This window comes from Ensifer adhaerens, from assembly GCF_020035535.1.
Taxonomy (GTDB): domain Bacteria; phylum Pseudomonadota; class Alphaproteobacteria; order Rhizobiales; family Rhizobiaceae; genus Ensifer.
The window spans coordinates 2,188,541-2,201,035 of sequence record NZ_CP083350.1 but is presented as its reverse complement, the minus strand read 5'-3'; the positions used below and the strand labels follow the sequence as shown (position 1 = coordinate 2,201,035).

Annotated in this window: 10 protein-coding genes; 3 read left to right on the top strand and 7 right to left on the bottom strand. The window is 57.6% G+C overall.

Going from position 1 to position 12,495, the window contains the following annotated elements:
• Nucleotides 1-155: 155 nt before the first annotated feature.
• Together LAC81_RS30280 and LAC81_RS30275 are read right to left on the bottom strand one after the other, a co-directional pair.
• Nucleotides 156-695, bottom strand: a complete 540-nt coding sequence (locus LAC81_RS30280) for a hypothetical protein (protein WP_223728358.1) — start codon at nucleotides 693-695, stop codon at nucleotides 156-158.
• Nucleotides 696-926: 231 nt separating this feature from the next.
• Nucleotides 927-1,391, bottom strand: coding sequence for a transposase (locus LAC81_RS30275; protein WP_223728357.1), 465 nt, complete (start codon nucleotides 1,389-1,391; stop codon nucleotides 927-929).
• A 287-nt stretch (nucleotides 1,392-1,678) separates the two neighbouring features.
• Here LAC81_RS30275 and LAC81_RS30270 point away from each other — a divergent pair, with 287 nt between their 5' ends.
• The 3 genes from LAC81_RS30270 (at nucleotide 1,679) to LAC81_RS30260 (ending at nucleotide 7,276) form a co-directional block, all read left to right on the top strand.
• Complete coding sequence (locus LAC81_RS30270) at nucleotides 1,679-2,173, top strand: hypothetical protein (protein WP_223728356.1); 495 nt, start codon at nucleotides 1,679-1,681, stop codon at nucleotides 2,171-2,173.
• Nucleotides 2,174-2,248: 75 nt separating this feature from the next.
• Complete coding sequence (locus tag LAC81_RS30265) at nucleotides 2,249-3,772, top strand: HNH endonuclease (protein ID WP_223728355.1); 1,524 nt, start codon at nucleotides 2,249-2,251, stop codon at nucleotides 3,770-3,772.
• A gap of 114 nt (nucleotides 3,773-3,886) precedes the next feature.
• A complete protein-coding gene (locus LAC81_RS30260; RefSeq protein WP_223730362.1) occupies nucleotides 3,887-7,276 on the top strand; it encodes a TM0106 family RecB-like putative nuclease in 3,390 nt (1,129 codons plus the stop codon).
• Nucleotides 7,277-8,390: 1,114 nt separating this feature from the next.
• Here LAC81_RS30260 and LAC81_RS30255 read toward each other — a convergent pair.
• The 5 genes from LAC81_RS30255 to LAC81_RS30235 all read right to left on the bottom strand — a co-directional run bounded on the left by LAC81_RS30255 (nucleotide 8,391) and on the right by LAC81_RS30235 (nucleotide 12,478).
• Complete coding sequence (locus tag LAC81_RS30255) at nucleotides 8,391-9,005, bottom strand: hypothetical protein (RefSeq protein ID WP_223728354.1); 615 nt, start codon at nucleotides 9,003-9,005, stop codon at nucleotides 8,391-8,393.
• Between the two features lie 266 nt (nucleotides 9,006-9,271).
• The gene (locus LAC81_RS30250) at nucleotides 9,272-9,994 is read right to left on the bottom strand and encodes an SDR family oxidoreductase (RefSeq protein WP_223728353.1); all 723 of its coding nucleotides are present in this window, start codon (nucleotides 9,992-9,994) and stop codon (nucleotides 9,272-9,274) included.
• On the bottom strand, nucleotides 9,991-10,959 hold the full coding sequence (locus tag LAC81_RS30245) for a quinone oxidoreductase family protein (protein ID WP_223728352.1): 969 nt from the start codon (nucleotides 10,957-10,959) through the stop codon (nucleotides 9,991-9,993). The genes LAC81_RS30250 and LAC81_RS30245 overlap by 4 nt, the downstream gene beginning before the upstream one ends.
• Before the next feature lie 48 nt (nucleotides 10,960-11,007).
• Entirely contained in the window at nucleotides 11,008-11,574 is a 567-nt protein-coding gene (locus tag LAC81_RS30240) for a TetR/AcrR family transcriptional regulator (RefSeq protein ID WP_223728351.1), read from the bottom strand.
• A 457-nt stretch (nucleotides 11,575-12,031) separates the two neighbouring features.
• Complete coding sequence (locus LAC81_RS30235; protein WP_223728350.1) at nucleotides 12,032-12,478, bottom strand: hypothetical protein; 447 nt, start codon at nucleotides 12,476-12,478, stop codon at nucleotides 12,032-12,034.
• Between the last annotated feature and the right edge of the window lie 17 nt (nucleotides 12,479-12,495).

Sequence of the window (12,495 nt, the reverse complement as noted above, 5' to 3'; positions counted from 1 at the left end):
ACTCACCACAGAAAATCACAATACCGTCCTCATAACGCAGCTCCTGTGGATCCACTCCATTGCTCGCTTCTGACTGCATCTGATTATCTCCCTTATGGAAGTCTTTCTCACCCCCGTAGTCATGGCAAGAGCGCCGGTGCGATTTAGGAAAGGAATTAATCCGGCAGATGCACAGACGCGAACGAAACTCGGGAAAGCATTATGCTGAGCTGTTCGTTTTCTCGCCGGAGCTGTTCCGCCCAGAGAGTTTTAAGGTGTGCGTTTTCGGCCTCGAGAACAGCAAGCGATTCTAGGTCAGCGAACGTCGGTCGCGTCGCATCCGGTTCATCATCGGCGACGCGAAGCAGCTTTCCTTGGTCCTGTTCCCGAAAAGCTTTCTTTTTTCGTGGCGACCGCCGAGGCGGTTTCCGTGCGACAACATTTTCGATTGGGTCGTCAGCGTCGTAGAGTTCCGCCGCGAATTCAGGGACATCCGAAGCGAGAACTTGAGACTTTTCCGTTTCCCCCTTCACTTCCAGAGATGTCTCTTCCCCGGTATTGAAGATTTCGCGGCCAGAGTCGACATAATCGAACCCGATTACTTCCCGAGCCGCGGATCTTAAGTCTATATCTCCCCAGATCGAGTCTACGCGAGGCTTTGCAAGCCGGCGATTGCGCTTAACCTCGACGACGAATGTTTTTATCGACGCTCTCATGTAGGACTGCTTGTCTCCATCCGGATACTCGTGGATCACTTACGCGGGGATACGTTCCGGAGCGGCGGCTGTCAATTTACTCTTTAGAAATCGCAACTGTCGACGCAAGGCTCGCTGGAAGCGGCGGGCCATCATTTGACGAGCCCTCCAATCTCCATCGTTGCTTCCGCTTAAGAACCGTGGCGCGCTGGCTACTTTGAAGTCCGCCTCAGCGAGGGGCGAAGTCCGTTGCTAGTCCAATCCGAGTTTCTTTTTAAGTTCAGCATTCTCCGCGTGCAACTTTTCTGCCAGCGCCTTTCGCAACCGGTTATTTTCTTCCTCAAGCCGCACCAGATCCTGGAACGTGTCAGCGCCCGCCGGGCCATGATCTGCCGCCAGCTCTTCATTCAAGGCGTCTGGAGTGGCGAGCGCCTTCCTCCAATTATAGTAGGTCTGATCACCAATCCCCATCTCCTTAACTGCAGCCTTGAGATTGTGGGTCCCCGATCTCACCATGTCGTCGATCGCATTCAGTTTCACTCGGCGCTCTTGGTCAGTGTATTTCCCGATCCTACGCGCCGTGCCTTCAGCAGTTTTTCCGACAGGTTTCCGGGCAGCTTGGCCCGACGACTTCTTAGTCTTCGACGGCTTCGGCTTTTCCTTTTCTATACCACCCTCATTTGTTGCAACTGGTTGTTCCGCAATGGTCTCGGCCATGGCTTTCTCCTGTTTGAGTACGCAATCTGCTTTTCCATCGAACGCAACGCGTAGTCAACAAAGGTCGGGAAGCCCCATCCTCGACGCGATTGTTCTTCATCATTCGACGCTACTGGCCTGTGAACCCTGTCAACATTCGAGCGACTGCAGGGCGATGACGAAACCAGTAACGATTTCCTCGAATCCTTCGAAGTGCCGTGGGCGAGGGTTCAAGTCTTCAAAGCCTTTTTTCCAAAAATTTACGCGTCGGAGCTTACAACCTAGAAATGAACAACGAGGGACCAATCATGCTGATCGCCATTTTGCTCGCACCTGTTTTCGGAATGATCGGGGCCGCTATGGCGCGTTCCCGCAATCGAAATGTCATGGCATGGGGGATCGCGTGTTGCATCACCGGGATCTTTGGGATCATCGTTCTTTTCCTCGTCGGAACTGATCCCAGCCTGGCGGCGCGAACCCCAGCGCCCGACATGAGGCGCTGGAACACCCTCTTAGAGGTCGACGCGGATGTGGCAGTTGCCGCAGCGAAGGTCGCCGCCATCAGTCCCGCCGCCGTTGATCTGCTTGCCGAAAAGTATCTGGCGTTAAACGACAAAACGTACTTGGACAGCATTGTTGAGAAGGTGATCGAGCATACGAAAGCAAATCCGATCGAAGGCAAACTTGGCGATACATATTTCCGCCGCACCGAACAGGGTTCGTACATCATCACACGCGGCAAGAAGGTCGGCCGGACATTCCCGACGTACGAGGCCCTCCGAGCGGAAGTGGCCACTGCCTAGCCCATAATCCAGTCTGCCCTGTTCCTGTCATTCGCGATGGGGCCACTTTTTTATCCGTGCAATTGTGAGTTTAAGATGCCGAGTGCCGCCGATATGCAGTCCGTCGAAGATCGCGCCACTATCATGTCCGCAATGATCGTCTGGCGAAACGCCTTCTGGGCCGAAGGGAGCGCGATGTCTGTCGGACAAAACGAACTCTGCCGGCCCCCCAATCTGGGTGTTTGGATCGAAGTGGGTCAATGGCATCGGGCCGACTTGCCATTCTACTCAGTACTTGGTTTGATCGATGAACAAGGTCGCAGCAGTGACAAGATCATCGAGATAAATCCAGCGCGAGATGGCCTGCCAGGCAATAATCGGGGCCTTGTGGCGCGCGATGCCGAGGGAAAGCTCTGGCTTCTTCGCTCAAGCGCGGTCCAGGTGGCCGCTGGCGTTCGGCATCTCGAAGAGTTGGAGCCCCTCCCGGGAACTCTGGTTAATGTCCAACTGTCGAACGGCATCAAACGCTATTACAAGGTCGCATGCCTTGATGGAGCGCCTCGCGACATCGTCAGTCAGACGAAACGCTTCCTGGAATGGGCCGCTCAGTTGAGGGAGGAACGCGCCCCCGATCCTCAGTCGGGATCGGTTGTCCGGCTCCCAGGCGTGGATTTCTATCGGCTCCACATCAGACCCCGAGGGATCGACAAGGTCCTAGAAGTGATCGAAGACGATCAGATCTCGATCGGCTGGAGCGAAGCATCGAAGCTCATCTCCGCTGACGTGCAAGAAGACGAATTTAGGGCAATCATCGAAGGCGCGTATGGCGACCGTGTTCACGCGGGAAAAGGCGCCGGAGAAATGCAGCGCTTCTTGCGGCGAATGAAGATCGGAGACGCAGTCCTGGTCCCTCACAGCACCGATGTATACGTGGGGCGAGTTCTTAGCTCACCAATTTACTATCCCGAACTCGTGGAGCATGACACGGCCTTCCGCCGTAGCGTCGCCTGGCTCAATGATGGCAAGCCCTATGCCAAGTCCTCTTTCGGCGACGATGTGGTTGCGTCTCTCAACGCAAGGGCCACCTGCATAAGCCTTGAAAGACACCGGGATGCAATCGTGGACGTCATCTACTCGGACTGGCAGGCCCTCTCCGCCCTCCTGGAACACGACGCAGACAGTAGCGGAGTGCGTATTCCGTCATACGCCCTCGTGCAGACCCGCCCCGAGCAAACCTATTTTCGGCGGCGTCTCATTGAGATGTACGGCGCAAGATGCTGCGTGACTGGAACCGCAATCGCCGACATCCTGCAGGCAGCGCACATATCGCCGCATTATAAGGGCGGACCGTTGGTCAACAGCCCCAGGAACGGGCTACTTCTGCGCTCAGACATACACGGGCTGTTTGACAGCAAATTGCTGTCGATTGATCCGGACACGATGACCATCCGGCTCGCTCCGTGGATTGCGACCCACCTCGAGTACGCCGACCTTCACGGCAAGAAGGTCCACTTGCATGCGTGTGAAAGGCGCTTGGCGGAGCATCATGACGCAGCGCGGCTATCCTGGCGAAAACCGGTGCCGAATGGAATTGCGGTCGGATCACTCGGAGGCGCCTGAACTTGAGCAGGCGGCAGCTTGCCGCTTTGGCTTTGCGCGCTGCGAGATCTGCCCACGGTTCAATTTATCGCTGAGGCAGTTCGACAATACCCGCAGACGCCGTATAGTCTGGGAATGCGGCGAATCGGCACAGACATTGTCCTCAGCGCAAGTGACCTCGTCGGGCACCTGAACTGTCGGCATCTGACAGAGCTTGATCTCCAAGTAGCGCACGGAGCCCGTGCCAAACCGTTTCGTTCGGATCCGCTTCTTGAGGTTCTCCAGGAGCGCGGTTTTCGGCACGAGCAGCAGTTCCTCGATCATCTCGCAAGCCTCGGGCTCACCGCCACAGCGATCGCTGGGGTGGGCGTGACGGATGAGACGGTGGACGCGACACTGCAAGCCATGCGCTCCGGTGTGCATGTCATCGCACAAGCCGCGCTCGGTGGCGACAGATGGATCGGGCGGGCCGATGTGCTTCGCAGGGTCGAGGTGGGGAGCGACCTCGGCCCCTGGTCATACGAAATCGTTGACACGAAGCTGTCGCGCGAGACCAAGGGAGGCACCGTACTTCAGCTCTGCCTCTACGCAGACTTGCTTGAACGACTTCAGGGAGTCACGCCGGAATTCGTTCACGTAGTGGTCCCCTGGTCGGACTTCGCTCCGCAGATGTTTCGCGTCGCTGACTACGGCGCATTCTACAGGAAGGCGCGCAGAGCGGCTGAGGCGGCCTCTTCCGTCGGCGGGGCCCCTACCCACTACCCGGAACCGACGGAACATTGTGACGTCTGTCGATGGGCACCCGCGTGCGAAACCCGGCGACGCGAAGACGATCACCTCTGTCTTGTGGCGAACATCTCGAAGTCACAGATTACCGAACTTCAGGCACACGGCGTGAGCACCTCCGCCGCGTTGTCGCAGCTTCCATTTCCGATGCCCTGGAAGCCTGACAGAGGATCTCCGGCAAGTTTCCAGAAGGTGATTTCACAGGCGCAGATCCAGGTCAGCGCACGCGAGGCGCACGACCTGCGGTACGAGCTTCTCGATGTCGTTCCGGGCTTCGGCCTCTGTCGTCTCCCGGAACCGTCGCCCGGGGACATCTTCTTCGACCTCGAAGGCGACCCGTTCATCGGCGAACACGGGCTTGAGTATCTCTTCGGCTACCACTATCGAGACGATGGCGGCAAACGCGTCCGCGTCGCCGACTGGGCTTTCGACCGGAGGTCGGAAAGGGCCGCGTTCGAGCGGTTCATGGACTTCGTCGTTGAGCGCTTGGCTCTCTACCCCGAGCTGCACGTCTACCATTATGCCCCGTACGAGCCTGGGGCATTGAAGCGCCTGATGGGACGCTATGCCACGCGCGAGGCCGAAGTCGACGACCTGCTGCGCGGCAAGGTTATGGTCGACCTCTACGGGGTGGTGAGGCATGCGCTCCGCGCGAGCGTCGAAAGCTATTCGATAAAGAGGCTCGAGCCCTTCTACAGTTTCGAACGCTCGACACCATTGCAAGAGGCGAACCTCGCGCTCACATCGATGCAGGCCGCGCTCGAACTCGACGATGCGCTGTCTATTGGGGATGCGACAAAGGAAGTGGTCTCCAGCTACAACGACGACGACTGTCGGTCCACTGAAGCGCTTCGGGACTGGCTTGAACAGCTCCGAACGGGGGCCATTGCAGCGGGCGCATTGATCGATCGCCCCGTCAACGGCCCCGATGAACCGCGGGAGGACATCTCGGAGCGCGAGCAACGCGTAGCGGCACTTATCGAACGTCTCACGCACGACGTTCCCGTAGACGTAACCGAAAGAAGTGCTGCCGAGCAGGGCCGCTGGGTTCTCGCCCACTGTCTCGGCTGGCATCGCCGGGAAGCCAAGGCGGTCTGGTGGGAGTTCTTTCGCCTTCGCGATCTCACCGCATCGGATTTGATGGATGAAAAGGCGGGATTGGGCGGACTGCGGTTCCTCGGCACCGTAGAAGTAACCGGGCGAGGGATTCCTACAGACCGCTACGGATTTGACGCTCAGGATACTGATATCCGGGATGACGCGGAGCTGCGCGCAGCGGGAGGAGAGCACTTCGGTAAAGTAGTCGCGATCTCGAAGGACGAGCGGACCGTCGACGTGAAGAAGACGGGTAAGTCGGCCGAGATGCACCCTGAAGGGGTGTTCGCTCACAAAGTCATCGGAACCGAACAGCAGGAAGGATCTCTGTTCCGTTTAGCCGAGTACGTGGCGGACAACGGCATCGAAGGCGAAGGACGCTACCAGGCGGCCCGCGACCTCCTCCTTCGCCACCGGCCCCGCGTGGATGGACCGCTGCATGCGCCCGACGAAAGCACTCTTGAGTGCGCGCTGCGGATATCGCGCTTGCTACGCGGCGGAGTGCTTCCGATCCAAGGACCGCCCGGCACGGGGAAGTCTTTCACGGCGGCTAATATGATCTGTCGTCTCATACAGGACGGCAAAAGGATCGGCATCACTGCCAACAGCCACAAAGTCATCCGGAACTTGATCGACAAGGTAATCGAAGTGGGCGGTACGAGCGTCCTGGCGGGCCACAAGACGGAGAAAGACGGAACCGATCATCTCCGCATCTTTGCTAGCAACGAGCAAGCGGCTGCATCTATTAAATCAGGTCAGGTCAACGTCCTCGGCGCAACGCCGTACTTCTGGTCCAGAGATGACGTTGCCGACAGCGTCGACGTGCTCTTCGCCGACGAGGCCGCGCAAATGTCGCTTGCGAACGTGCTAGCGGTTTCGCCCGCGGCACCTACCCTCGTCCTGCTCGGTGACCAGCAGCAGTTGGAGCAGCCGACGCAAGGTTCGCATCCCGACGGCACAGGGGTTTCCGCGCTAGATCACGTGCTCCAAGGCAGCAAGACGATAGCGCCAGAAAATGGGCTGTTCCTGGAGCATACATGGCGACTCCATCCGAGCATCACCGCCTTCAACTCCGAACTGTTCTATGAAGGCAAGCTGTTCTCCATCCCGTCATGCAGTGTTCAGGACATCGCCTCGAACGGGCCGTTTACGGGAACCGGTCTGCGGTACGTTCCCGTGGTGCACGCAGGCAACCAGTCAAGCTCGGTGGAGGAGGCCATCGCCGTCGCCAGGATCGTCGACGCGCTTCTGAATTCCGAAGCCCGATGGACCGACCGCGACGGTGAGACACGAGCCCTCGGCCTCCAAGACATCATCATAATCGCGCCTTACAACGCACAGGTCTTTGAAATCCAGGAGCGCGTACCGGGCGCCCACGTGGGCACTGTCGACAAGTTCCAGGGTCAGGAGGCGCCGGTCGCGATCTTCTCGTTGGCAACGTCGAGTCATGCAGACGCGCCACGCGGAATGGAGTTCCTGTACAGCGCGAACCGGTTGAACGTCGCGATAAGTCGCGCCAAGTGCATGGCCATCCTTGTCGCCTCCCCGCAAGTGTTCGAGGCCGAATGCAAGACACCCCGGCAGATGCAGCTCGCAAACGCCTTCTGTCGATATCTGGAGTTGGCGGAGACGATAGCGCTGTGATCGGGTCGTCGTCCCAACGGATAAGGGTGGGAGGGCCAGCGTCGAGTAGCCTCGTCAGCGTATGCTCGATGGTCCCCCAAGATTCTATATATTCGGCGATTTCGAGTGGGTGTTAAATATCTGAAATCATTCATGAATCGGATGGAAGAATTTTTAATCCCCTAAGATTCCACACAAACTCCCCTAAAATTCGCAACACCCTAAGTTAGCAATAGCGAATATCTGCAAATTCCCCGCTACTTCACTAATGGAATTCCCTAACCACTAGGCGACTCCATAAGTGAAGTAGCGGCTACGTGTAGGGAATTACCCCAATTGTCGGCTACCAGATTGTTCCGATCTGTCGAACGATACCGATTTTTATTCCGTATTACCGAACGATCGTTCGAAATGTTGAAATTTCGGCTCCTTTTCGATCGCGATCTCCAACGGAATGCCCCAATTTTGACCATTAAAGATTGCGCGCAGCAAGGATGCAGCTCTGACGCAAGTCGAAACTGGCGTTCGGAATCTCGAACCAGGCATTCGAAATCTCGAACCGGAAATTCGAAATATCGAATGGCGGGCAGCTGTGTCCATGGAACACCGGACTGAGATATAGGCCTCAGCAAGCGAAGGCTTCTGTGGGCGGGCCGCCTTCCAGCGCGATTTCAGGGCCTGTATGTCGGTGAAGTTGTTGGTCTGAAGGCAACCTGCGACCGGGGCGGGTTGTCGGCCCGCGCGGATCAGACGCTGAACTTCAGACCGGATCGAATCCATAGCGCAACGTTTGACATGACCCAGGCGAGCAGCGTCTGGGGCGTCGATACAGTCTCCGTCGACCTAGACCCGATCGCCTCCCGGCCACACTGATGCTCACAAATTCCCGATTGGGAAAGCGATCAGCCTCTTCACAGCATCCCACTTGCTGCATCTCCTGGAACAGCACAGCTACGCGAAGATCGATCCGCAGGCGGCGCGCAAAGGGCTGAAACTCCGGGTGCGTAGCGGTAGTTGAGTGTCTGCTGGCTTGTTTCGGACGCCCGGTAAGAGTCAGCCAAGCTTCTTACTCTTCGCCCCCAAAAGCGCAGCTCTGCTCAGCCCTCGTCGGGCTGTGTCCAGCGCTAAATCCTCTTCAACGATGAAAACGACGGATGGCGGTTTCCGGCCCCAAGATTGCCTCGTCGAGGTCAACCCGGATAAACCGGTTTAGGACCAACCAGGAAATTCCTGTCATTGGCTGGACCTCCCTAAACAGCGAGAAGGCTTCGGAGACGGTGATGGTCCCGTTCTCTTCTAGCGCAGCCAGCACCCGGACGCGGTCGTTCAAAGGGGTTCGATATCTGGCGTAGCGCAAAATGTCCTTTGCATTCTGAAGTCGAAATCCTCGTTCGATTTCGGAGCGGGGAATGAAGCGGTGGTCGATGCCAAGTCGAGCGGCAGCGGCGGTGACAGCCGGGTTGCCTTCACCTTCCACAGCGTCCATGGCCTGCCGGGCGCCGTCCTCGCGGTGAACGACAAAGTCACTCACATGAGGCCCCCGTTCGAGCGCAAATCCGAACCGCAGGCACGACCACGCAGCCACATTGTCGTCGACATCAAGGAGGCATCCAAGGTCACGTGCGAGCTGGCTTCGGAACGCCGATCCGCCTCTGCAGAAAACGGTTGCCCGGGGGTAAAAGACGTTTGCTGACGCACCGCAGAATGCGGCGTCGAGAATGGAGGGGTCGACTGCAAGATTGTCTAGCATCGCACGAATTCCATGACACGAAAAACCCATGCCGCCGCGGCGGCGTCCCGGATCAGCGTATCAAAGGTATTCGTTGCGTCAGCTCCATTTTGGAACAAATAAGGAACATTTCGCCCGAAGTCAAGCGACGGACACGCCCAGGCAGGCAAGGCGCGGGGCTTGGGAAGGAACGTCGACGCGTGGTGGAAGGTCAGCGAACTGCTAACTTGTGATCGCTCCGTTCAACCGACGGAGCGACCGAAATTGCCGAAAGCAGCTTATTGTTGCTACAGGATAAACCCACCATCGATGGTTATATCTGCGCCCGTCATGTAGCCAGTCTCCGGCCCGACCAAGTATGAAACCAGAGCGGCAACTTCTTCGGGTTTGCCCAATCGCCCTATAGGCATTGCATCTCGCAAATGGTCGGCGAAAGGCGCAGTCATGTCCGTCTCGATCGGACCGGGCTGAATGTTGTTTACCGTGATCCGCCGAGGCGCGAGATCCAGGGCGACACCTTTGACCATCGCCGCGACAGCAGCCTTCGTCATTGAATAGACGCTGCTCCCCGGACCGCCGGGCCGCTTGGCCGTGTTGCTGCCAATAGTCACGATTTTTCCGCCGTCGCGCAGGTGGCGTGACGAAGATTGGATCGCCAAGAAGACGCCGCGCACATTCACTGCCAACGATAGATCGAGGTCTTCGAGCGAAAACGTATCGATCGTTCCAAGACGCAGGATCCCAGCATTCACAACTACGGCATCAAGCGCGCCGAGTTGCTCCGCTGCCGACTCCACCGCCTTTTCGATCGCTCCGTCATCAGCGCTGTCCGCCTTCAAAGCGATTGCCCGGCGCCCAGTGGCCTCGACAGCGGCCACAACCTCGGCAGCACGATCCGGTTGAGACACATAGGTAAACGCGACGTCGAAACCGTTTGCGCCAAGGCGTTTGACGATGGCGCTACCGATTCCTCGGCCACCGCCAAAAACCATCGCTGCTTCGTTCGTCATGGGACCAGCACCAGCTTTCCCGCCGTCTTGCGGCTTTCCATATCGGCATGAGCACGGCTTGCGTCCGCCAGTGGATACTCACCTCCTACATGGATCTTGAGCTTTCCTTCCGAGATCCAATTGAAGAGCTGCTTGGAATGCTGCCGCAGCAATGCGGGCGTGTGAATATGGTCAAGGAAGGTCGCATATCCGATCTTGATGCTCCTCGGGAGTTTCATCAGGTCGAGTGCGCCAGGGCCCCCAAGTACGGGACTAAACCAACAGAAAGTTCCAGACCGACGCAGAATATCGAGCGAACCCTGGAATGTGGTCGGACCCGAGCCGTCGTACACCACGTGGACACCTTCACCGTTCGTCAGGCGAAGCGTCTCGTCCACAAAGCTGCCTTCCGTATCGACGATGACATGATCGACCCCGGCGGCCTGGGCTATCGCCACCTTTTCTTCCGAAGAAACACGGCCGATAACCTCGCCGCCGCGAAGCTTGATGATCTGCGTAAGCAGGAGACCAACACCCCCCGCAGCGGCATGGATGAACGCAACATCGCCCGGCTGTACCGGATAGAATTCGGTTGCGAAATGGCTGGCGGTAAGCCCGTTCATCATAACCGATGCCGCTGTCCGATCGTCGATATCATCCGGGATCGGGACCAGCGACGTCGCGCGGATCGAAATCCGTTGAACATAGCTGCCGGGAGCATATACCCAGGCGACGCGCTGGCCGGCGGCAAACTCCTCGACGCCCTCGCCTACAGCGATAACCCGCCCGGCGCCCTCGACGCCAAGAACCTTGGGATTTGGTCTCTCGGTCCAGGCGATCCCCTGTCGGACACCTATGTCCATGAAGTTGACACCTGCATAGGCGATATCGACCAGTACCTCTCCGGGACCGGGCGTTGGCTCTGGTAGCTCGACATGTTCCATCATGTCACGGCCACCGATGCCATTCATTACTATTGCCTTCATAAGCTCCATCCTTTGTTGAATGATTGTTCCAGAATTGGTCAAAAAAAATTAGCGTAGGGACCTCAACGAGATTTCCGCCAAACCCATAAGGGTACGCAGGTCGGCACCGCTGCGCCCCGCAAGCCGGATCCCGGCGACTGCCGATTTAAGGAACTGCGTGGCAATCTCAGAGTCTAGGTCTGCCGCCACATCGCCGTCCCGCTGGGCCTCTCGAATTTGCGCCGCGATCGCGCTGCTCATGGCGGAGGCTAGGGGTTCGTTGATCTCGGTGACATCGGGTTTAGATGTTCCGAACTCGTAAATTGAACTCATGCCAAGGCAGGGCGTAGCCGCAGTTTCCACTACGCGTTTGAGCATAGCTGAGAGACCATCGATAGCGCGGGGGCCTTTCCGTAGGGCCTCGAAGTGTGCTGAGCACTCGCCAGAGCCGTACCGCCGCAAGGCCGCCCGGTAAAGCTGCCACTTGCCACCGAACGTATCGTAAATACTCTGACGGCCGATCCCCATCGAGTCCACAAGCATCTGCGCGGACGTACCTTCGTATCCGTGCTCACTGAACACCTTGATTGCGCCATCTAGGGCTGCTTCCGTATCGAATTCTTTCGGTCTCGCCATGGGTATGACATATATATTCTGGAACGAATGTTCAAGTATGCTCTACGGTGTTTTTGCATGCTCGTCCTCGATTGGAGCCAATTCGAACAATCACCGCCCGGCTCCGCCCTGTCGCGTAGCATGGCTATGCAAAGCGAGAGTTGGGCCATGGGATACAACCGTTGTCACCTGGCCGCGATCGTACGGCTAACATCTTTAGGCGTCCGCGTGGCTGAGAATGCCCGATTTCGCGCATTGTTGTGCGGGACGCCCGGGGGAGCTGTTCCTAAGTCAAAGTTGTCGCCAAGGATTCGACAGTTCAATGGAAACATCTCCCGACGAAAGTCCGAGATTCGCGCAATGCGGCTAAGACTTTTGCGCGGTTCGGTCGGACTAAGTTCCTACACCACCTCGAATGCGTGCGGCCACGCTCTCGGTAACGCCACCGATGCATTCCTGGTCGGTGCAGAAAAATCGATCAGTCGATCTTCTCGAGTTCTTTGACGTGACCGAGGTATGCATAGACTTCAGATGGCAGAAGTTCGCGCACGATGTCGGAATAGGAACCTTTGGATCCGCCATTGTACGCATCAAATCCTACGGTCGAAGCGATTACTTTTCTGAAAGCCAGGCCCTCGTCTAGTTGTCTGGTATCATTCACTGGAAAGACCGTGGGACCGGACCAGACCAGAGCGCCTTTCGCGAATGACTGATGGGATCGAAGCTGGTGCTCGGCTTCAGCATCCTTTTCGGTTCGGAGTGTGCCGGCATAGTACTCGAGGAACGCAGCCGGAACTACCAATGAAAGTGCTGTCCCTAATTCGCTGTAACCTCGAACAAGATAGAGGAGTTGTGCTGCCGCCAGCGTGAACACCCCGATCCAGAAGATCCAATAGATGCCACGCAACAGGCTGTCCGAAGTCAATAGCCTCCTGGTCCCCC